The organism is Aeromicrobium wangtongii (genome assembly GCF_024584515.1).
GTDB classification, from domain to species: domain Bacteria; phylum Actinomycetota; class Actinomycetes; order Propionibacteriales; family Nocardioidaceae; genus Aeromicrobium; species Aeromicrobium wangtongii.
The window spans coordinates 659,331-680,788 of record NZ_CP102173.1 but is presented as its reverse complement, the minus strand read 5'-3'; the positions used below and the strand labels follow the sequence as shown (position 1 = coordinate 680,788).

Annotated in this window: 18 protein-coding genes and 1 tRNA gene; 7 read left to right on the top strand and 12 right to left on the bottom strand. The window is 70.7% G+C overall.

Annotation, left to right across the window (positions count from 1 at the left end):
• Positions 1 to 320: 320 nt before the first annotated feature.
• Positions 321 to 2,066, top strand: coding sequence for an AfsR/SARP family transcriptional regulator (locus NQV15_RS03440; RefSeq protein WP_232398207.1), 1,746 nt, complete (start codon positions 321 to 323; stop codon positions 2,064 to 2,066).
• Positions 2,067 to 2,085: 19 nt separating this feature from the next.
• Here the strand turns inward: NQV15_RS03440 and NQV15_RS03435 are convergent, their stop codons facing one another.
• The 5 genes from NQV15_RS03435 to NQV15_RS03415 form a co-directional block, all read right to left on the bottom strand.
• On the bottom strand, positions 2,086 to 3,333 hold the full coding sequence (locus tag NQV15_RS03435; protein ID WP_232398206.1) for an MFS transporter: 1,248 nt from the start codon (positions 3,331 to 3,333) through the stop codon (positions 2,086 to 2,088).
• Between the two features lie 3 nt (positions 3,334 to 3,336).
• A complete protein-coding gene (locus NQV15_RS03430) occupies positions 3,337 to 3,891 on the bottom strand; it encodes a hypothetical protein (RefSeq protein WP_232398205.1) in 555 nt (184 codons plus the stop codon).
• Positions 3,888 to 5,315, bottom strand: a complete 1,428-nt coding sequence (locus NQV15_RS03425; protein ID WP_232398204.1) for an exopolysaccharide biosynthesis polyprenyl glycosylphosphotransferase — start codon at positions 5,313 to 5,315, stop codon at positions 3,888 to 3,890. The genes NQV15_RS03430 and NQV15_RS03425 overlap by 4 nt, the downstream gene beginning before the upstream one ends.
• 94 nt (positions 5,316 to 5,409) lie before the next feature.
• Complete coding sequence (gene pth, locus NQV15_RS03420) at positions 5,410 to 5,991, bottom strand: aminoacyl-tRNA hydrolase (RefSeq protein WP_232398203.1); 582 nt, start codon at positions 5,989 to 5,991, stop codon at positions 5,410 to 5,412.
• Complete coding sequence (locus NQV15_RS03415; protein WP_232398202.1) at positions 5,988 to 6,638, bottom strand: 50S ribosomal protein L25/general stress protein Ctc; 651 nt, start codon at positions 6,636 to 6,638, stop codon at positions 5,988 to 5,990. The genes pth and NQV15_RS03415 overlap by 4 nt, the downstream gene beginning before the upstream one ends.
• Positions 6,639 to 6,846: 208 nt before the next feature.
• Here NQV15_RS03415 and NQV15_RS03410 point away from each other — a divergent pair, with 208 nt between their 5' ends.
• The 4 genes from NQV15_RS03410 to NQV15_RS03395 all read left to right on the top strand — a co-directional run bounded on the left by NQV15_RS03410 (position 6,847) and on the right by NQV15_RS03395 (position 12,058).
• On the top strand, positions 6,847 to 8,571 hold the full coding sequence (locus NQV15_RS03410; RefSeq protein ID WP_232398201.1) for a sensor histidine kinase: 1,725 nt from the start codon (positions 6,847 to 6,849) through the stop codon (positions 8,569 to 8,571).
• On the top strand, positions 8,571 to 9,737 hold the full coding sequence (locus NQV15_RS03405; RefSeq protein WP_232398200.1) for a GGDEF domain-containing protein: 1,167 nt from the start codon (positions 8,571 to 8,573) through the stop codon (positions 9,735 to 9,737). The genes NQV15_RS03410 and NQV15_RS03405 overlap by 1 nt, the downstream gene beginning before the upstream one ends.
• A 99-nt stretch (positions 9,738 to 9,836) precedes the next feature.
• Positions 9,837 to 11,279 carry a glycosyltransferase family 2 protein gene (locus NQV15_RS03400; RefSeq protein ID WP_232398199.1) on the top strand — a complete coding sequence of 481 codons (1,443 nt, stop codon included), beginning with the start codon at positions 9,837 to 9,839 and terminating at the stop codon, positions 11,277 to 11,279.
• Between the two features lie 62 nt (positions 11,280 to 11,341).
• Complete coding sequence (locus NQV15_RS03395; RefSeq protein WP_232398198.1) at positions 11,342 to 12,058, top strand: hypothetical protein; 717 nt, start codon at positions 11,342 to 11,344, stop codon at positions 12,056 to 12,058.
• A gap of 24 nt (positions 12,059 to 12,082) precedes the next feature.
• On the opposite strand, the gene NQV15_RS03390 is transcribed toward NQV15_RS03395, so the two are convergent.
• Positions 12,083 to 13,027, bottom strand: a complete 945-nt coding sequence (locus NQV15_RS03390; protein WP_232398197.1) for a response regulator transcription factor — start codon at positions 13,025 to 13,027, stop codon at positions 12,083 to 12,085.
• Positions 13,028 to 13,070: 43 nt separating this feature from the next.
• On the bottom strand, positions 13,071 to 14,039 hold the full coding sequence (locus NQV15_RS03385) for a glycoside hydrolase family 6 protein (RefSeq protein ID WP_232398196.1): 969 nt from the start codon (positions 14,037 to 14,039) through the stop codon (positions 13,071 to 13,073).
• A gap of 143 nt (positions 14,040 to 14,182) precedes the next feature.
• Here NQV15_RS03385 and NQV15_RS03380 point away from each other — a divergent pair, with 143 nt between their 5' ends.
• Positions 14,183 to 15,601 (top strand): MSCRAMM family protein, encoded by a 1,419-nt coding sequence (locus tag NQV15_RS03380; protein WP_232398195.1) that lies wholly within the window; start codon positions 14,183 to 14,185, stop codon positions 15,599 to 15,601.
• Positions 15,602 to 15,684: 83 nt separating this feature from the next.
• Here NQV15_RS03380 and NQV15_RS03375 read toward each other — a convergent pair whose 3' ends face one another.
• On the bottom strand, positions 15,685 to 16,662 hold the full coding sequence (locus NQV15_RS03375; protein WP_306459360.1) for a ribose-phosphate diphosphokinase: 978 nt from the start codon (positions 16,660 to 16,662) through the stop codon (positions 15,685 to 15,687).
• Positions 16,655 to 18,103, bottom strand: a complete 1,449-nt coding sequence (gene glmU, locus NQV15_RS03370) for a bifunctional UDP-N-acetylglucosamine diphosphorylase/glucosamine-1-phosphate N-acetyltransferase GlmU (RefSeq protein ID WP_232398194.1) — start codon at positions 18,101 to 18,103, stop codon at positions 16,655 to 16,657. The genes NQV15_RS03375 and glmU overlap by 8 nt, the downstream gene beginning before the upstream one ends.
• A gap of 145 nt (positions 18,104 to 18,248) precedes the next feature.
• Between glmU and bla the strand changes: the two genes are divergently transcribed.
• Positions 18,249 to 19,154 carry a class A beta-lactamase gene (bla, locus tag NQV15_RS03365; protein ID WP_232398193.1) on the top strand — a complete coding sequence of 302 codons (906 nt, stop codon included), beginning with the start codon at positions 18,249 to 18,251 and terminating at the stop codon, positions 19,152 to 19,154.
• Between the two features lie 28 nt (positions 19,155 to 19,182).
• Here the strand turns inward: bla and NQV15_RS03360 are convergent.
• The 3 genes from NQV15_RS03360 to NQV15_RS03350 all read right to left on the bottom strand — a co-directional run bounded on the left by NQV15_RS03360 (position 19,183) and on the right by NQV15_RS03350 (position 21,394).
• Positions 19,183 to 19,264, bottom strand: a tRNA-Gln gene (locus tag NQV15_RS03360).
• A gap of 22 nt (positions 19,265 to 19,286) precedes the next feature.
• The gene (locus NQV15_RS03355; RefSeq protein WP_232398192.1) at positions 19,287 to 20,057 is read right to left on the bottom strand and encodes a methyltransferase domain-containing protein; all 771 of its coding nucleotides are present in this window, start codon (positions 20,055 to 20,057) and stop codon (positions 19,287 to 19,289) included.
• Entirely contained in the window at positions 20,057 to 21,394 is a 1,338-nt protein-coding gene (locus NQV15_RS03350; protein WP_232398191.1) for an amidase family protein, read from the bottom strand. The genes NQV15_RS03355 and NQV15_RS03350 overlap by 1 nt, the downstream gene beginning before the upstream one ends.
• Positions 21,395 to 21,458: the final 64 nt, after the last annotated feature.

Below are 21,458 nucleotides of genomic sequence, written 5' to 3'. Positions count from 1 at the left end.
CGACACCCTCGGGGCGATGACTGCCTCGCTCCACGGAAGCCTCCGTGAACGGAAGCGACGCGGTCGCTCCCGTGGCACCCATGATGGGGGCGCGCCGTCAAGGCAGCGTCAAAGAGGGACCAAATACCCTGTGCTTGCAGGCGGTTGGTCACAATCGCGGCAATATTCGCATTCGCCCGACACACCGGAATCCGAGTCGTAATCTGGATGAAATTCCATTCATTTGCACGTGCCAGGGCACACACCAGCAGGGCGTGAAAACCCGCTGACGAGACGGTCGAGACAACCGGACCCAGGCAGCAAGCCCGGAGGTTCGCCACATGCACGATCGCATCGAGATTCGTATGTTCGGCAGGTTCTTCGTTCGTCGCTCGAACGGGGATGTCGTCGAGGCGGACGAGTGGAGCACGGGCAAGACCACGGACCTGCTGCGCCTGCTCGCGCTCAACAACAACCGCACCGTCAGCGTGCACAGCATCATCGACAAGCTGTGGCCCGACGTCGAGGAGGACAAGGCCCGCGCCAGCCTCCGCACCGCGGTCTCGCGAGTGCGTCACGTGCTGGACGAGCCGTGCATCGAACGTCACCTCGGCGGTCTGGTCCTTCGCAATGCGTGGGCCGACGTCACCGCATTCCAGAGCGCCGCCCACGACCTCAGCGCAGCGCTGCACGCCGGCGACCACGCCCGTGTGGTGTCACTGGCTCGAGAAACCGAGGCGCTCTACATCGCGGACTTCCGCGCGTACGACGACAAGAGCTTCTGGGCGACCCAGACCCGCGACTCGCTGCTGATCAGCCGCCAGTCGATCCTGGCCGACGCCGGGGAGTCGGCCCTCAAGCTGCAGTGGATGCGCGACGCGATCGACTTCTCGACCTTGGCGATCGCCGAGGACCCGTGCTTCGAACGCCCGCACCGCACCCTGATGCAGGCCCACCTGGCGCTCGGTGAGACCGAGCTGGCGCTGCGTGCCTTCGAGCACCTGCGGGTGTGCCTGTCCCAGGAGCTCGGCGCCGATCCCTCTCCGCAGAGCAGGGCGCTGCACATCCAGCTGCTCTCGTCCGAGCCCGCCGCCGACACGGGCAGTCGCCCGTTCATCGGCGACAGTGCTTCGGTGTCGTCGCTCGCGGCAGACATCCGCGCCGCGATCGCCGGCGACGGATGCGATGTGGTGTGCCTGACCGGTCCGAACGGATCGGGCCGCGGCGCCCTGCTGGACGCCGCCGTGGCGACGGTCGAGCACGCGCACCTGCGGCACCTGATCGAGGACGGCCCGCGCACGTCGGCCGCCCACCGGCTCACCCGCCTCGCGAGCCACCGCCGCTCCGACATCACCGTGTGGGGCCCGACCGACAACGACCCGGCCACCGACGTGGATCTGCTGAGGACCTTCTTCAGCGGCGTCGACGCGGCCGTCCCCCGCGTCATCGTGGTGATCACGTCGGACGAAGCCGGTGACCTGCTGACCGCGCAGCTGTCCGACGGTCCGATCGCGGTGCACCGCGTCTCGGTCGGTCCCCTCTCCGACCGCGGTCTGGTCGCGCTGGCGACCGCCTCCCTGTCCTGCGTCCCGTCCCCCCGGCTGCTGGCCGAGCTGGCCGAGCAGAGCGACCGGCTCGCCGGTCGCGCCGTCGCGGTGCTCAGGGACTGGATCTCCTCGGGCTGGATCATCTCGACGACCAGCGGGGTCGATCTGTACAACGATCCCAGTGCCTATGCGGGTGCCTTCCCGATGGGCAACTACTTCCGGACGATCCTGGAGCAGCTGAGCGTGGCGGAGACCGAGCTGTGCCAGCTGCTGGCCGTCCTCGACCGCCCCGCTTCGGGCGACCTGTTGCGCGAGATCGCCCACGCAGACCAGGACCGGCCCGATCGCTTCGGGGACATCCAGGCGAGCCTCGACGAGCTCTCGGACCTGGGTGTCCTGCGCGTCGGCCCCGGCGGCTACGAGCTGCGCAACCGCGCCGTGCGGGACGCCTTCGAGCTGCGGCTGCGGCCGGCGGTCAAGGCACGGCTGCTGCGTCAGGTCGGCAGCGTCCCGGCGCGCGGGATCGCCGCCCAGGCCTGACCCGCGGGACGGGAGCACCTCAGGCGCGGCCGGGTTCGGGTTCGTCGAGGTCCTTGGCCCACGCATAGGTCGCGACCACCACGACCAGCAGCAGGGCCGCGACGGTGAGCAGGGCCCGCTGGGGACCGATGGTGAACCACAGCACCCCGAAACCGGTCGAGGCGACGAGGCGGACCACCGCGACGACGGTCTGCGCGCAGGCGATCCCGCTGGCCCTGACCTCGGGCGCGGCCAGGCGGCCCGCCACGGCGGCCAGCACCCCGTCGGTCGCCGCGTAGAACGCCCCGAGCAGCAGCAGCGGGACGATGACCACCACCACTCCGCCCAGCGGCAACGCCGCGCACGCATAGGTCAGGACCAACGCCCCGTGCCCGGCGATGAGCACCCGCGCCCGGCCGACACGATCGGCCAGCCGCCCCAACGGCACCGCGAAGGCAAGATAGGCCAGGTTCGTGCCGACGTACAGCAGGGCGAACCAGGTGGCGGCGAACCCGCCCCGGTCCAGCAGGGCCAGGTAGATGAACCCGTCGCCGACCGTCAGCAGCCCGAGCCCGCCTGCGGCGAGGAGCAGCTTGGTCAGCCGGGGATCGCAGACCTCGCGCCACCGGAACGGCGCGCGCTCGGCAGCGGGGCCGGGCTGCAGCCGTTCGTCCGGCACCAGCAGCCCGAGCAGCGCGAGACCGACGAGGGCGAAGGCGAAGGAGACGATCATGACCGTCGTGTAGCCGTCCGGAACCGCCCACAAGATGGCGAACGCGATGAACGGACCCATCACCGCACCGACCGTGTCGAGGGTGCGGTGCACCGCGAAGGCCCGCCCGAGGTGGGACGGCGGCGTCGACGCCGCGATCATGGCGTCGCGCGGAGCCGTCCGGATCCCCTTGCCGACGCGATCGACCGCCACCACCGCCGTGACGGCCGCGAACCCGCTGGCGACCAGCAGACCCAGCTTGGTCACCGCCGACAGGCCGTAGCCCAGGAAGGCCACCCACTTGGGATGCCCACCGCGGTCGGCCGCCCAGCCGCTCGCGATCCGGACCAGGGCGCTGGCTCCCTGGTAGAGACCGTCGAGGAAGCCGTACGCCACGGGTGACAGGCCGAGCACGGTCGTCAGGTACAGCGGCAGGATCGCCGCAACCGACTCGGACGAGATGTCGGTCAGCAGGCTGACCAGGCCGAGCGACACCACGACCGGCGCCACCTTGACCCGCCGGCCCGGTGCTGCGCCCCGGGCGCCCGGCGGGCGATCACCGATCGAGATGTACATGTGTCACCCGGAGACCCGGAGCCTGCCCAGCAGCGAGTACTTCGTGCGGCGGCCGTCCGGCGTCGTCGTCACGGTCAGGTGCTCGGCGCCGTGCGCGAAGCCGGCAGCGGTCGAACCGCCCACGGCCGGCACGCTCGACTCGACGAAGCCGCGGTCCCCCAGCATGCGCCGATACGCCGCGAGCACCTGCTCGGGCGAGCGGTCGTCGGTCGCCACCAGGGAGACCTGCAGGAATCCCTTGCTCGACGACACCCCGCTGCGCACCACGGTCGACGTGGGCAGCATGGGGGGCAGCGTCAGCGGCCCGGACATGTCCTCGGCAGCCGGGCCCACATCGGTCGCCTCCTCCGCCGGCGGACGCTCGGACTCCTTGATGACCTCCGAGGCGTCGTCGGCGGCCCGCTCCGCGTCCGGCGGGGCGGTGGTCCGGGCCACCGCCGCACTGGCATCAGGACCGTCGTCGGACCCGCCCCCGCGCAGCAGGACCGCGGCCAGGACCACGGACAGCAGGACCGCCTCGGCCACGAGCACGATCCGGCGGACGTCGGCGAGACTCACACCGCGCCGTCGCGCGTCATCACCACACGCGCCGTCCTCATGGCGATCCACAGATCATCGCGCAGCCGCGAGTTGTCCACGTAGTCGATGTCGAGCCGGACCGACTCCGACCAGCTCAGGTTGGAGCGGCCGCCCACCTGCCAGGCGCCGGTCATGCCGGGCTTGGCGCTCAGCCGCCGATGGATCCACTCGTCGTACAGCATCGCCTCGGTCGGCAGGCTGGGACGAGGGCCGACCAGCGACATCTGTCCCTTGACGACGTTCACCAGCTGCGGCAGCTCGTCCAGGGAGGTGCTGCGCAGGAGCCGGCCGATGCGGGTCGTGCGCGGATCCGACGCCATCTTGAACAACGGGCCGGCGGCCTCGTTCACCGCCAGCAGCGCGGGCAGCATCGACTCGGCGTTCACGACCATGGTGCGGAACTTCAGGACCTCGAACAGGCTCCCGTCCAGGCCGACCCGGGTCTGCCGGAACAGCGCAGGGCCCGGTGAGTCACGGCGCACCATGATCGCCAGCGCCGCGAGCACCGGCGCCAGCAGCACCAGCAGGACGGCGGCGCCCACGCGGTCCAGCACGGCCTTGGCCCCCAGCGCCGGACCGGACCGCCCGCCGGGATGAACCGACATCAGGACGCGGTGCCCGATCACCTGGGGGACGATGCGACGCGGCGCGATGCCGTCCATCTCGGCGACCACCGACAGTCCCACCGACTCCCGCTCCAGCGACCAGCTCAGCCGGCGGACGTCGTACGCGGTGAGCAGCGGACCGGGGGCGACGACCACCTCGTCCACGCGGAGGCGGGCGGCGGCCGCCCCGACGTCGTCGAGCGAGCCGACGACCGGGACGTCGAGGATCGGCTCCATGGCCTCGCCCACGTGATCGGGCAGGCAGACACCGGACACCGACACGTCCCGGCACGAGGCCCACTGCGTGATGAGCTGGGCCGCCCCCACCCGTCCACCGACGACCAGCACGGTGCGCGGACCGCGGGAGGCCCCCGCCAGCCGGGCACCGATCAGGAATGCGGCGCACGCCGCGATCACGGTGACCGCCTCGGCACGCGTCTGGCCGGGCGTGAGCCACGCGAATGACGACGCGGCCAGGAGCGCTCCACCGGCCGCCAGGCCCAGTCGCTTGACCGGACCGGTGCCGGGGCGCCGCGTGGCGGGTCGGGCGGTCGCGAGCTCCAGCGCCATCGCGATGGCCACGACGCCGGCCGCTGCCCACACGACGGGACCCGCGCTGCCGGTCAGGGCCGCAGCCGCACCGGCCGCCGTGAGGCAGGCGACGGCGTAGGGCTGCATCCTCGCTCGCACCCACTGCCGCGTCCTGCGCCGGACGCCCACTGCTGCGTCCGCCAACGTTCCCTCGCCGGTCATCGCGCGGACTCCCGCGTGCTCCGCGCCGAGCTCGACTGCCGTCACTTTCCCACCCCGCAGCATGATCCCCGAAATATGTGCAGGGACAGGCTCTCGCGAGGTCGTCAAATATCCGCAAACCGCTCAGGGCGGTGCGGAATCAGCGGTTGAACGTGCTCTGGGTGCGCTCCAGGCCGGCCGTCATGAGGCTCTCGACCGCATCGGCGGCCTCCTCGATGTAGGTCGGCAGGTCCTTGCGCTCGGTGGAGCTGTACGGCTTCAGCACGAAGTCGTGCACGTCCATCCGTCCCGGCGGACGGCCGATGCCCACGCGGATCCGGTAGAAGTCGCCGGTCCCGAGCGATGCGCGCATCGACTTGAGCCCGTTGTGGCCGTTGTCGCCACCACCGAGCTTGACCCGCAGCATGCCGAAGTCGATGTCGAGCTCGTCGTGGATCGCGATGACGTGATCGGGCTCGACGTCGTAGAACTTCGCGAGCGTCGAGACCGCGCCGCCGCTGTCGTTCATGTACGACCGCGAGCGGCCGAGGACGACCCGCTCACCGGCGAGACGTCCCTCGACCACGTCGGCACGACCGGACTTGTGCTTCTTCCAGCCCGGGTTCTTGGCGGTTCCGCCCATGCGGAGCGCCAAGGCATCGGCCACCATGTAGCCGATGTTGTGCCGGGTGCTGGCGTACGTCGGGCCCGGGTTGCCGAGCCCGACGACCAACCAGGTCACTCCGACTCGGCGGGCGCCTCAGCCTCGGCCGGAGCGTCCGACTCCGGGGCGTCGTGCTCGATGCCGGCCTCGGCCTCGGCCTCGGCCAGCTCGGCCTCGAGCTGCGCCTCGGTGGGCGCGGACGTGACGTTGACGATGAGCAGGTCCTCGTCGACGGCGAGCGACGAGCCCTCGGGCAGCTCGATGTCCTTGGCCAGGATCTGGTCGCCACCGGTGAGGCCCTCGATCGAGATCTCGAAGGACTCGGGGATGTGGGTGGCCTCGGCCTCGACGGAGATCGTCGCGTTCTCGAGGACCACCAGGTTGCCGCTGACGGCATCGCCGACGGGGACGATGCGGACGTCGACGACGACCTTCTCGCCCTTGCGGACGATCAGCAGGTCGGCGTGCTCGATGAAGCCCTTCAGCGGGTCGCGCTGGACCTGCTTGGGGATGGCCAGGTGGCGGTCCGAGCCGGCCTCGATCGCCAGCAGGGCGTTGGAGTTCTTCAGCGCCAGCATGAGCTGGTGGCCCGGGACCGTCAGGTGGACCGGGTCGGCACCGTGTCCGTACAGGACGACGGGGACCTTGTCCTCACGGCGGATGCGGCGGGCGGCACCCTTGCCGAACTCGGTACGTGCTTCAGCGGCGATCTTGATCTCGGCCACGAGGGAACTCCTGTTTGATTACGTCATCGGTGGATCGAACGTCGGACGTCGCCGTGTCGAGGGCGCTCGACACAGCACTCCTGTGGAGCGCCCTGTCGATCACGGTCCACAGAGGAACCCTCGCCGAGGCAACCGCACCAGTCTAACGCAGCCCGGCACGCACGAGAAACTCCCCTGGGGCGGCCCCGGCTCACGGTACGCTGCGCACATGCAGGCGTCCCCGGTCCGCGATCGGTCGCGCCACATCAGCCCGTCCGGGTTCGGCGACAGCGTCTTCCGCTCGCAGATCCTGCTCGCCGGTGCCGTGGGGCTCATCGTCTGCGTCTCGGTCGCGCTGTCGGACCGCGTGCTGGCCGAGAGCGCCGCGTTCTTCTTCGGCCTGACCGCGCTCTTGTGGGTGACGATCGCATCGGCCGTCGTCCCGTGGCTGCGGATCGCACTCGGCTGGCAGATGGTCATCCCGCTGCTGGACATCGTGGCCCTCGCGCTGCTGCGCCTCGCGGTGCCCGACAGCGGCTTCGGCGTGCTCATGATCTTTCCGGTCATCTGGCTGGCGACGTCATTCGGCCGCGCGGGGTACGTGGCCGGGCCCGCGCTCACGAGCCTCATCCTGCTGCCCCACGCCCTGCTCGTGGAGCTCGACCTCTACGTCCCGCCGGGCACTCCGCCCAACACGATCTCGGCGATCAGCCTGTCGGTGACACTCGCCTTCGTCGCGGGCGTCACGCACGCGGCGTCACGGCGGGTCGAGTCCCAGCGGGTGCTGCTGAGGCGGCAGACGCAGATGCTCGAGAAGGCCCTGCGTCGGGCCCGCCGCCAGGAGGCGACCCTGCGCGAGGCGTTCGACGCCGTGGAGTTCGCCGTCATCAGCCTGGACCGCAACGGCCGGACGATGGCGTCCAACCGGGCGTCCCGGTCGCTGCTGAACCAGCTCGGGCTGCCCGAGTCCACCCCGTGGCACCGGTTCCCGCTTTACCGGGCCGACAAGATCACTCCCCTCCCGCTGGCGGAGTTCCCGCACCTGCGGCTGCTGGCCGGCGAGACCGTGGAGAACCAGACCTACTGCATCGGCCACCGCACCGGCACCCGGTTCACGATCGACGTCTCCGCACGACTGCTGCGTGACGACCGCGACGAGATCGACCGGGTCGTGGTGGTGCTGCGCGACGTCTCCGCCGAGGTGCGGGCCATCACGGACCGGGACGACCTGGTGACGTCGATGTCGCACGAGCTGCGCACGCCGCTGAGCTCGGTCCTGGGCTATGTCGACCTGGCCCTGGAGTCCGACGGTCTCCCCGCGCCCACGCGGGAGATGCTCGAGGTCGCGCTGACCAATGCGCAACGACTCAACTCCCTGGTCAACGACCTGCTCGCGGCCCGGTCCACGAGCCCGAGCAATGCCATCGCGCTGCGTCCGTCGCGCTGCGACGTGTCCGCGCTGGTGCTCGAGTCGGTCGACGCGATCCGGCCCTTGTCGACCGAGCGGCTGATCTCGATCCAGCTCGACATCGCCGATCACGTCCACGCGCAGGTCGACGCGTTCCGGCTGCGCCAGGTCGTCGACAACCTGCTGTCCAATGCCGTCAAGTACAACCGCAGCGGCGGTCGCATCACCGTCGCGACCCGCCTCCTGCCCCGCGACGGCGACACCGCCGTCGAGATCCGCGTCGCCGACACCGGTCGCGGCATGACCCTCGAGGAGCAGAAGGGGCTGTTCGAACGGTTCTACCGCGCCGAGTCGGTACGCGGCTCCACGATGCACGGCACCGGCCTGGGCCTGAGCATCTCGCGCGACATCGTGGTGCGCCACGGCGGGACCATCGAGGTCGACAGCGCACCAGATCGCGGCACCGAGGTCGTCGTGACCGTCCCCCAGGGCATCGAGCCGATGTCCCCGTTCACCGTGGCCGACCGCCACGCCGAGGAGAGCTGATGACCATGGACCTGGACCTGGAGACGCTGCTGATCGCGCGGGTCCTGCCGATCACGATCGTGTCCGCGGTGTTCGCCACCACGTCGGCACTGCGCCACAACGACGCAGCCAACCGCACGTGGACGGCCGCCTTCGCCGCGATGCTGTGCAGCAGCGGGCTGGACGCCATCTACGCCGCGGACGGCTCGACCCCCGCACCGGTCGTCGCCACCAGTCAGGCATCCGCGGTGTTCGCGCTGGGCGCGATGTGGGCCGGTGGCCGGATGCTGAACGGCCGCAGCCGCTCCTGGATCGGGCTGGCGGTCCTGGCCGCGCTGGTCGTCGCCGCACCGACGCTGCTGCGATCGTCGGATCCCGATCCCGACCTCGCCCTCGGCACAACGCTCCAGCTGGGCACGGCCGGGCTGTTCGCCTGGCTGACCGCCACCGAGTTGCTGCGGGGCCCGATGCGGACCAATCTGAACGCGCGCATCCTGCAGTTCGTCTTCTTCCTGCTGGGGGGCTGGTTCGTGATCGCGGCCGGACTCGCCGCGGCCGCCGCGGCCGGTTCGGACATCCGGGACCTGGATCTCCTGGCGACCGCGCTGCCGTTGACCGGCGCCTTCCTGGTCTCGGCGATCTGCCTGTCGGCCCTGCGGGTGGAGCGCGCCGGCAACTGGTGGTCAATGAGCGGCGAGACGAGCCGCCGTTCCCATCTGGGCGTCCTCGCCCCCGACGCCTTCCGGGAGGACGCCCGGGACCGGATCGATCGTGCGACCCTCGCCGGGGCCCACGTGGGCCTGGTGCTGGCCGAGATCGACCACCTCGACGAGCTCAACACGGCCTTCGGCCGCGAGAGCGGCGACCGTGCGCTCGTGCAGTTCGTGGAGATCCTGCGCTCCCGGGTGCCGGCGGAGGCGCTGATCGGGCACCTGGGGGCCGGACGGTTCGCGATCCTGCTGCTGGCGCTGCGCGCCGACGTCCCCCAGACCGTCGTGGACGCGATCCGGACCGGACTCACCGACGCCCCCGTCGCCGACGGCATGGAGCTGCGGACCGCCGCGAGCTTCGGCACCAGCCACTCGTCCGACACCCCGGCGACCCTGGATGCGGTGCTGAGCAAGGCGACGGCCGACCTCGAGCGGGCTCGGGCGAACCTGGGATCACCGGAGCCGGTCAAGAACTGATCCAATCCTGAGGCGGACCTGCGCCAATCCTGATCCTGGTCCGCCATGGTGATGCCTTGGGACCACTTCCGCAGTCCCCGGTCCCCAGGAGCATCTCCCATGAGCAACGATCGCATCGGTCACGCCCCCTCCGTGCATCCGGCGATGGACGAGTACGCCGGTCACTTCATGGCGGGCATCGAGGCACTGCCGACGTACCGCTCGACGGTCGGCTGCGTCATACCGGCCTACAACGAGGAAGAGGCCATCGCCGACGTCCTGGACTCGCTGCTGGCCCAGACCCTGCTGCCGGACGCGATCCACGTCATCGTCAACAACACGACCGATGCGACGGTCGAGATCGCCAGCCACTACGCCGGGCTGCACACCCGCGGCGAGGGCCGCGATGAGCAGATGACCGAGATCTTCGTGCACGACATCGGCGAGAACCCCGACAAGAAGGTCGGCGCCCTCAACTACGGCTACACGCTGGTCGAGGGCATGGACTACCTGCTGGGCGTCGACGGCGACACCACCGCCGACCCACGCGCCATCGAGTACCTCGTGCAGGAGATCCAAGACGACGACCGTATCGGCGGCATCTCGGCGATCTACAGCATCGACGACAGCGGCGTCGACACCCTGATGGGCAAGTTCCTCATCGCCGGACAGCGAGCCCAGTTCGCGGCCTTCAACATGCAGAACCTGCTGCGCGGACGCAACATGGCGGTGCTGGGTGGCCAGTACTCGATCTTCTCGACCGAGGCGCTGCGCAAGGTCGTGCAGCAGACCCACCAGCGCTACCCGTGGGTGCGCGACAGCGAGATCGAGGACGCCCTGCTGTCCCTGCAGATCAAGAGCGCCGGCTACCTGACCAAGATCAGCGCGCGGGCCCGCGCCAACGTCGGCGGCATGAACGACATGCGCTCCCTCGACGCCCAGCAGGTCAAGTGGAACACCGGCGGCATCGACCTGATGTGGCCCGGGCAGCGCGGCGACACCAAGGGCCAGCCCTTGCACCCGAACCTGCGGCTGCGTTGGTTCGAGAACTTCTCGATGGTCATCAACGGATGCACCCGCTGGATGTTCTTCTTCCTGCTCATCAGCTCGCTGATCCTGAACGCGTTCGTGTTCCTCGCCTTCTGGCTGGTGCCCACGATCGTCGCGACCCTGCTGAACCTGCGGATCGCCCACAGCATGGAGTCGGCGACCCGGCGCGACTATCTGTTCGCCCTGCTCTGGGTGCCCGCGGAGCTGTACATGTGGATCAGGCTGGGGCACTTCGCCCGATCCTGGACCAAGTTCTTCAGCAGCTCCCAGACCGACAACTGGGCCTTGCAGGCCAGGGCCGAGAGCGGCTCGGGCGGCTGGGCGTACCTGAGCCCGATCGCGCTGGTCGTCATCACCCTGTCAGCGGCCGTCGCGATCTGGACCCAGCTCTCGGAGGATCTCCAGAGCACCGTCCTGCTCGCGGGTTGGACGAGCCTGGGCATCATCACGATCCTGCAGACCGCGTGGCTCGCGATCAAGCTGTGCCGCCGCTACAAGGGCTTCACGACGTGACCGACTCGCGCCGCCCCACAGCGACCCTTCCCCCCGTTCCCCGCATCACCAGGAGCATCACCGTGACCTCAGCCCTCCACCGCCGCGCGAAGGCCGCCGTCGTCGCCGTCGCAGCCCTGGCCGCGCTGAGCGCCTGCAGCCTCGACACGTTCTCCGCGTCGAAGGACGAGCCGGCACCGACGGCGACGCCGGCACCCGCCCCCACGGTGTTCTTCGACTCCCAGTTCACGCGGGACGGAACCTTCCAGTCGCACGTGGACATCGACGGGGTCGACTTCGTCTACACCCTCTACCCGACCAAGTCGACCCCTCGCACCAACGAGTGGTACCCGGCGGGCAACAAGTACTTCTCGTTCACCTTCCAGGCCTATGACCTGGACCGGGACCTGCGCGATCCGTTCAAGACCAAGCGCAAGGTCTACCTGGACCGCATCGAGGTCGAGTCCGACACGTCCACGACGTCCGGAACCGTCCAGTCGCCCTACTCGCTGAACGCCAAGGCCGCCAGCATCACGCTGGACCCGGAGCCGCTGACGTCCAAGTACGGCATGCTCATCACCTCGCCGAAGGGCGCCTTCGAGCTGCGCAACCAGCCGATCGGTGACCTCGCCGCCGACACCAACGGGGTCAATCTGACCTTCCGGGCGACGGTGCGCATCCAGCGGTCGCCGGGGTCGAAGTCCTACACCCGCGAGACGATCCGCCAGAAGGTACCGATCGCGATCTTCGCCTCCGACAAGCCCACCGAGGCAGTCCCCATCCCCGTCAACGCCAACTGACGCCGGCGCCGCCTGGCCACTGGGTCAGGCGGTGTCGCTGTCCGAGGCGAGCCGGTAGCCGACGCCGCGGACCGTCTCGATGAACCGCGGGGTGGCGGACGAGTCGCCGATCTTGCGGCGCAGATTGGCCATGTGGACCTCGACGGCGCGCTTGTCGGCGTCGTTGACGTAGTACGTGGTCACATAGCTCTCGCCCCGCAGGGCAAGCACCAGGTCGGCCTTGCTGCGCACGCGCCGGCCGGACGCCATGAGCGTGGCCAGCAGGTCGAACTCGCTGCGGGTCAGCTCGACCCCGCGACCGTCGACCCGGGTGTGCCGGGTCTGGGTGTTGAGCTGCAGCCCGCGGTGCTCCAGCCAGCCGTCGGCGGTCGGCGTGCTGTCGACCACGGCCGGTGCCGACTCGTGGACGGGCTGACGGGTCGCGCGCACGGGAACCACGACGGGCTCGGACGCCACGGGTGCCTGGACGACGACAGCCGGCTGCGGAACCGGCTCAGCCACGGCGACGGGCGCGGGGGGCACGGGCTCTGCCGGCGCGGAGACGGCCACGGGCGCCGGCGCGGTGGCCAGGGCGCCACGGACGCCGTCACGCTCACGTGGGCGACGCAGCAACGTCTCGATGCGGGCGCGGAGCTCCCGCGGGCGGAAGGGCTTGAGCAGGTAGTCGTCGGCGCCGGAGTCCAGCCCCTGCACCACGTCGATCTCGTCCGCGAGCGCGGTCAGCATCATGATGTACGTGCCGCTGAACTCGCGGATGCGCTTGGCAGCGGCGAAACCGTCCATCCCCGGCATCGACACGTCGAGCGTGGTCAGCACCGGGTTGTGGGCACGGACGGCTTCGATGCCGTCCTCGCCATTGGTCGTCAGGATGGTCTGGAAGCCGCTTTGCGTCAGCACCGTCTTGAGCAGGTGACGGACGTCGGCATCGTCCTCGATGATGACGGCGAGCTTCTCTTCCAGGTCAGGCATGGCCCTGATCCTATCGGTCCGACGGGTCGGTCCGGCGCCACTTTCACCAGCCGGCTGCCCGCGCCATCTCCAGAGCGCGTTCCGTCCAGAACACCCCCGCAGCCGGGCCGCCGCCGCACGTGCCGTCGCTCTCGCCCGGCGGCTTGATCCACAGGTAGGCATCGAGCCGACCGCCGTCACCGGGCCCCGGCTCGCGCCCGAGCGCGCGGCCGGCCGGATTGCACCACTGCCCGTTCGAGCCGGCGCCGTTGCGGCCCGTGTCGATGACGTAGTGCGCGCCGCCCACCGCCGCGCTGAGGGCCTCGGCGTACGACTTCTCGGCATCGAGCGGTTCGTAGGCGGCCACGTTCGTGGAGAATCCGCGGGCGTCGCCGACGCCGGCCGCCGAGAGCATCGACGCCATGTCCGCCGGGTCGATCCAGTTGGAGTGGCCCGCGTCGATGTACACCGTGGCGTCGGCCAGGACTGCGACGGCGTCCCTGATCAGGGCGGTGCGCTGATCGACCCGCCCGCACTCGGGGGCGGTCGCCAGCGCATCGGGCTCCAGCACCACGACGGCGTCCGAGCCCATGGACCCGGCGATGCGTTCGAGCCACTGCCGGTAGTCATCAGGGGACAGTCCGCCGCTGGAGTGCCCGCCGCTGCAGTCGCGATCGGTGATGCCGTAGACCACGAGCACGGGGGCACGCCCGGTGGCGCGGCCCTTGTCCGCGAGCCCGGCGACGAAGGCGCCGACTTGCCCGACCGGATGCGCCTCCGGCGTCAACCAGGTTGCCTGTGGCACGGCGGCGAGACGCTCGAGGATGCGCTGGTCATCGCCGCTCACGGTCGGGACGGCGCCGGCCGCGGCGGTGCCCGCCGTGGCCAGGGGCTGCCGGTCCGCGAACGGGTTGACGTCCTGCCCGCCGCGGGACTCCTGGCCCAGCAGACGGGCGGCGACGAAGACGGCCACGAAGAGGACGACGGGCACCGCGAGCAGCAGAGGACGGGTGCCGTGACGCACTCCGGACATCGAGCCTCCATCGCCTGTAGTGCCCGTTGTGCAGTGTCCGCTGTGCGCGCCTGGTTCGAGCAGGCCGATCCTATCGGCGCAGCGGTTCACGGCTCGCGGGAATCCCCCGCGGGCTGCCCCCTGGGAACGGTACACTCGCGCGCGTGTCACACCTGATCGCTGGACGTCGTTCCCTGATGGCCGCCGTGCTGTCCATCCTCCTCGCGGTCGGTGCCCTCGTCGCCGTCTCCGCTCCCGCCGAGGCCTCCGCACGACCGCAGATCTTCGGCCGGGTCACCGACGCCTCGACCGGCAAGCCCATCGGCCGGATCAAGGTGCGGTTGTTCACCGAGGGCTTCGGGTACATCCGCGAGGTCAAGACGCGCTCCAACGGTGTCTACCAGATGACCTCACCGGGGCCGGGCAGCTATCACCTGCAATTCGTGGACGGACGCCCGGCGTACGACACCAAGGCCTATGCCGCGAAGCTCGACGTCCGCACCCGCGTCGGCTCGTCGGCGGTGCAGAAGAACGTCCGCCTGCGTCGCGGCGGTGCCATCGGCGGCACGATCAAGGTGCAGGGCAAGCGCGCGGCCAAGGCCCGCGTGCGCGCGATCAGCAATGGCGGCCAGGTCATCGAGGTCACGGCGAACAAACGCGGTGAGTACGCGCTCGGCGGGCTGGCCAAGGACGACTACCGGTTGTTCGCCTACGACGCCAAGAAGCGGCGCGTCGGCAAGAGCAAGCTCATCCGCTCGGTGAAGCTGCGCACGTTCCGCAAGGCCTCGTTCGACCTGCGCACCAAGCCGGGCCTGATCCGCGGATTCCTGACCGCCGGCGGAGCGCGTGTCCGAGGAACGGTCTTCGTGACCGCTGTCAACAAGAAGACCGGTGAGTTCTGGGTGCAGAAGGTCTCTGCCGGCAACCTGTCGCTGCGCGGGCTCACCCCCGGCTCCTACCGCCTGCAGGTGCCGGACACCAATGGCTACTTCGGCGGCTCGTTCAACATCGGTCGCATCCGTGCCGGCGCGAAGCGCAATGCCACGATCAACCTGAGCACCCGGGGCGGCACGTTCTCCGGCCAGGCCGTCGATGCCACCGAGGGATACGGCATCCCGAACATCAGCGTCCGGCTGACCGATGCCCGGGGCAAGGTGCACGACGAGCGACCCGCGAACCAGGACGGCACGTTCCGCATCGGCGGGACGATCCGCCCGCAGTCGGGCATGACCATCACGGTCTTCGCCTACAGCACCATCAAGGAGCACGCCTACAAGCCCACGGTGCTGGGTGCGCTGACGATGGCCAACAACGTCGACCACAACTTCGGTCAGATCCGCATCGAGCGCAACGACCCGCCGCCGGCTGTCCCCGCGCCGGATCCGACGGTCCCGACGACCGAGCCGACGCCCACGCCGACCCCCACGGTCCCGACGACCGAGCCGACCCCCACGCCGACCCCCACGGTCCCGACGACCGAACCAACACCCACGCCGACCCCCACGGTCCCGACGACCGAACCGACGCCCAGCACAGCTGTGGCGACGGCGCCGCGGACCTTCGCCCCGCCGATCCTCGGCTAGCACCAAAATTTGGCCCCTCAGCAACCGTTCGATGCCGCACAAGCGGAAGAAACGGTTGCTGAGGGGCCAAATTTTGGTTGGCGTCAGCTCTTGAAGAGGCTGGTGACCGAGCCTTCCTCGAACACCGCGGCAGTGGCCTGGGCCAGCAGCGGGGCGATCGAGAGCACCGTGAGCTTGTCGAAGCGCTTGTCGTCGGCGATCGGCAGCGTGTTGGTGACGATGACCTCGGTGGCCACGCAGTTCTTGAGCCGGTCGACGGCCGGGCCTGAGAAGACCGCGTGCGTCGCGGCGATCACGACGGCCTCGGCGCCGTCGGCCATCAGGGCCTCCGCGGCCTGGACGATCGTGCCGCCGGTGTCGATCAGGTCGTCGACCAGGATGCAGACCCGCCCGGCGACGTCGCCGACGACCCGGTTGGCCTTCGACTCGTTCGGCCGGCGAGGATCGCGGGTCTTGTGGATGAAGGCCAGCGGCGCGCCGCCGAGGGCATTGGCCCACTGCTCGGCGACCTTGATGCGGCCCGCATCGGGCGAGACGACCGCGAGGTCCTTCTTGCCGTACCGCTTCTTGACGTGCCGGGTCAGGATCGGCATCGCCAGGAGGTGGTCGACGGGTCCGTCGAAGAAGCCCTGGATCTGGGCGGTGTGCAGGTCGACCGTCATCAGGCGGTCGGCGCCTGCGGTGAGGAACAGATCGGCCATCAGGCGGGCCGAGATCGGCTCGCGGCCGAGGTGCTTCTTGTCCTGACGGGCGTAGCCGTAGAACGGCAGGATCACGGTGATCCGCTTGGCGGAGGCGCGCTTGAGCGCGTCGATCATGATGAGCTGCTCCATGATCGCCTCGTTGATCGGCGCGGCGTGGCTCTGCAGCACGAAGGCGTCGCAACCGCGCACCGACTCGTCGAAGCGCACGTAGATCTCGCCGTTGGCGAAGTCGTAAGCGGTGGTCGGGACCACCGAGATCTCCAGGAGGTCGGCGACCTCCTGGGCCAAGGTCGGATGAGCGCGCCCCGAGAACAGCAGCATGTTGCGGGTCGGTGTCCGCTTGGACAGGCTACTCACCGGGGGCCTCCAGGTTGTTGTCCGCGATCGCCGTGCGCGCCGCTTCGTCTGACGGTGAGCCGGGACGCTTCGCGCCGACCCACCCCTCAATGTTCCTCTGTGACCCGGCGCTCACCGCCAGCGCCCCCGGCGGGACGTCCTGACGGATCGTGGCCCCGGCGCCGGTGAAGGCGCCGTCGCCCACGGACACCGGGGCGACGAAGGTGTTGTTGGAGCTGGTCTTGGCGTGGCGGCCGATCGTGGTGCGGTTCTTGTGGACGCCGTCGTAGTTGGCGAAGATCGTCCCGGCGCCGATGTTGGCGCCCTCGCCGATCGTGGCGTCGCCGACGTACGTCAGGTGCGGCACCTTCGCGCTGGTGCCGATGACCGAGTTCTTGACCTCGACGAAGGTGCCGATCTTGCCGTCCTCACCGAGCTCGGCGCCGGGCCGCAGATAGGCGAACGGGCCGACGTTCGCCCCGGCGCCGATGACCGCATCGGAGCCGTGGGTGCGGATGATCGAGGCGTTCTCGCCGACCTCGACGTTGCGCAGGGTCGTGTCCGGGCCGATCGTGGCGCCCTCCGCGACGCTCGTCGCGCCGAGCAGCTGCGTGCCCGGCAGGAGCGTGACGTCGCGGGCCAGGGTCACGGCGGAGTCGATCCACGTGGTCTCGGGGTCGACCATCGTGACGCCCTCGGCCATCCACTGCCGGGTCAGCCGGCGGTTGAGCTCGCGGCCGAGGCGGGCCAGCTGTGCCCGGTCGTTGACGCCCTCGGTCTGCCAGACGTCCTCCAGGACGTGCGCGCCGACCGGACGTCCCTCGGCGACGGCCTTGCCCACGATGTCGGTCAGGTAGAGCTCGCCCTGCGCGTTGCCCGACTCGAGGCTCGCCACCGCATGGCGCAGGAACTGCGCGTCGACCGCCAGGATGCCGCTGTTGATCTCGTGCACCGCGAGCTCCTCGGGCGAGGCGTCACGGTGCTCGCGGATCGCGGTCACCGCGCCGTCCGCGTCCCGCAGGATGCGGCCGTAGCCGGTCGGATCGTCGACCTCGGCAGTCAGGATCGTGACCGCGCGTCCCGCCGCACGATGATCGACCAGGAGCTCGGACAGCGTCTGCGACGTCAGCAGCGGGACGTCGCCGTACGTCACCAGGACGGTGCCGGTGGGCGGTGCGTCCAGGGCCTCCAGCGCGGCCTGCACCGCGTGGCCGGTGCCGTTCTGCACCTCCTGCACGGCCAGGACGATCGACGGGTCGTACGCCGAGATGGCCGCCGAGACCTGCTCGCGGTCGTGGCCGACGACCGCGACGGTCGTGTGGACGCCGGCGCCGGCGACCGCGATGAGCGCGTGCTCGATCATGCTGCGTCCGGCGATCTCGTGCAGGACCTTGGCTCGCGAGGACTTCATCCGCGTGCCGGCACCTGCAGCCAGCACGATCGCAGTCACCTGGTCAGTCACCGGACTCCTTCATCGGGGGGATCGCGGGCCGTTGCCCCGCACCCCCCAGCCTAACGGCCGCCGGCATGGCCCGATCGGCTCATCACCAGCCGGTTGCCATAGTCGACGACGTTCGACACGGACGTCGACAGGACGGAGACACGACATGACCTCGACCCGACGCCGCGTCCCCATGCTCCTCGCCGCTGGTGCGGCAGCGCTCGCGCTGGCCGGCTGCGGCGCCGGCTCCGCGGAGCAGACCCCGGCAGCGGACGTCCCGCCGTCGCCCGACGCGAGCACCCAGCTGCGCTCGCTGGAGCGCGAGTTCGATGCCCGGGTCGGCGTCGCCGCCACGGACACCGGCGACGGCACCACGGTCACGTTCCGCAGCCGGGAGCGCTTCGGGTACGCCTCGACCTACAAGGCCCTGCTGGCCGCGCACCTGCTCGACCGGACCACCCCCGCCGAGCGACGGGAACGCCTGACCTGGACCCGCGACGACGTCGCCTCGGCGGGCCACGCCCCGGTCGCGAGCCGGCACGTCGACGACGGCCTGACGCTCCAGGAGCTGGCCGAGGCGGCGGTGCGCGAGAGCGACAACGCCGCGGCGAACCTGGTGCTCGACCACCTGGGTGGTCCCGCGCACCTGCAGGCCTTCCTGGCCCGGCTCGGCGACACCACGACGAGGGTCGTCAACCACGAGCCCGATCTCAACACGATCGAACCCGGCAGCACCGACGACACGACGACCCCCGCCGCGTTCACCGCCGCTCTGGGGCGACTCCTCGACGGATCCGTGCTGAGCCGTCCCGACCGCGCCGCCCTGATCGACTGGATGAGCAACAACGCGACGGGCGACACGCTCATCCGGGCGGGAGCACCGCAGGGATGGGACGTCGCGGACAAGTCCGGCGGCGCCGCCGGCATCCGCAACGACATCGCGGTCGTCACCCCGCCGGGACGGGAGCCCGTCGTGCTGACGATCCTCACGGCGAGGAACGATCCGGGCGCGGCGTACGACGACGCCCTGGTGGCGCGCGTCGCTGCGGTGGTCCTGCAGGCCCTGGCCTGAGCAAGGGGCCCCGGGCACGCGGGACTGCTGGCTCCCCGGGTAGGAGTCGAACCTACGTCGCTTGTCCGCATTCAAAGTGCGGCGGGCCCTGCCGGCAGACCAACCGGGGATCGCCCGGCCAGCGTACCGGAGTCAGGCCGGTCGACGGGCCACGAGGAAGGTTCGCCGGAACGGGAACACCGTCCCCCACGGCCGTCGCGGGTAGGCGTCGCGCAGGGCCGAGCGGTACGCCCCGGTGAAGGCGTCGCGCAGGTCGTCCGGCAGCGCCTGCAGGTAGGGACGTGCGCCCGTCCCCGAGACCCAGTCGTGAACGGGGTCGTCGCCGGCCAGCACGTGGAGGTAGGTCGTCTCCCACAGGTCCACTCCCCAGCCGTGCGCGGCGAACAGCTCGAGGTACGCGGCCGGTTCGGTCCCCCGGTCGGCGACGACGTCGGCGGTGTGGGCCGCGAAGGGCCGCTCGGCGGCGATGTCACGAAGCAGCGTGTGGCTGGGCGCGTCGTAGTTGCGGGGGACCTGCAGCGCGAAGGTGCCCGCAGGGGCGACGTGCCCGGCGAGCCGCTCGATCACCGCGAGCTGATCCGGCACCCACTGGAAGAGCGCATTGGAGATGACCAGATCCACCGGTCCTGCGGGCGCCCACGTGGTGACGTCCGCCAGCTCGTAGGTCGCGGCATCATCGTTCTGGTCGTTGCGGGCGCGCTCGATCATCTCCGGGGACGAGTCGACGCCGTGCACCGTCGCCTCGGGCCACCGGTGCCGCAGCACCTGGGTGAGGTGCCCGGGTCCGCACCCGAGATCCACGATGGTCCGTGGCGTGCCCTGCACCCGCGCGACCAGGTCGACGAAGGGGCGCGAGCGGTCGTCGGCGAACTGCAGGTATCGGGCGGGGTCCCACACCGGCATCAGGCGCTCCGCTCGAGCTGGGCGGCCAACGACATCAGCCGGGCGTCGTCACCGCGCCGACCGATCAGCTGGACCGCGAGCGGCAACCCGTTCGCGGCCGAGCCGGCCGGCATCGACACCGCCGGGACACCGGCCTGGTTCCACTGCGCGGTGTAGGGATAGAACGCATTCATCGAGAGCACCGTCGCCAGGCCGCCCTTGCCCTTCCAGTGCTCGACCTCGATCGCCGGGCCCGACATGACGGGCGTCAGCAGCACGTCGACACCGAGGCCGTCGTGCACGCGGCCACCCCACTCGTGTCCCTTGCGCCGGGCCCACTCGACCGCACGCGCGCCGAACGGCCGGCCGAGCCGGGCGATGGCGCGGGTGCGCGGCTCCAGCAGATCGGGACGGTCGACGCCGTCGGCGCCGTCCCGGATGCCCGCGAGGTAGCGGATCGTCAGCGCCTTCGCGGCCAGGCCGTACGGCACGTCGACCTCGGTGACGGTGTGGCCCGCGGCGCGGAACGTCTCGGCCGCCGCCTGCACCGTCGCCCGGACCTGCGGGTCGAGCGGAGCGGCTCGGGTCGCGGCCGAGGCGCTGAACGACATGCCGATCCGCAAGGGCTCCGGATCGGTCAGGGCCGCGGCGACGAGCGAGGTCGGGAACGTCCCGACGGTGTCGAGGAACAGGGCGCTGTCCGCGACGCGCCGGGCGAGGCCGCCCTGCGTCGACAGGCCGTACCAGCCACCCGAGCTCGGCATCGTCCCGTGGGTCGGCTTGAAGCCGACGAGCCCGCAGCACGCGGCCGGGATGCGGATCGAGCCGGCCCCGTCGGACGCCGTCGCGATGCCGACCGCCCCGGCGGCCACGAGCGCGGCGGAGCCCCCGGACGAGCCACCGGGCGTGTGGCGGTGGTGGTGCGGGTTGCGGGTCACCCCGGTCGCGGCGGACTCGGTGAACCCGAAGATGGCCAGCTCGGGCAGGGTGGACTTGGCCACGACGACCATGCCCTCGGCCCGCAGCGCGGCGACCAGGTCGCTGTCCTGGGAGGCGGGGCGGAGCATCGCCCGTGAGCCGAGACCCGTGGTGTGACCCGCGACGGCGAGATCGTCCTTCACGACGATCGGCACGCCCAGCAGCGGCAGGTCCTCCCCTGCCGCACGACGGCGGTCCGCCTCGTCCGCGGCGGCCATGGCCTCGTCGGACAGCATCCGCACGACCGCGTTGATGGCCGGGTTCTCCCGTTCGATCGCCGCGAGGGTCGCCTCGGTGAGCTCCCGGGACGTCAACGCGCCGGAGGCGAGCAGCTCGGACTGACGGGTGGGTCCGGCCATGACGGCCTCGGGTGCGTCCATGGGCGCAACCTACCGCCCTACCGCGCAAACAATCTCGACATCAAGATTCTTGATAGGCTCACCC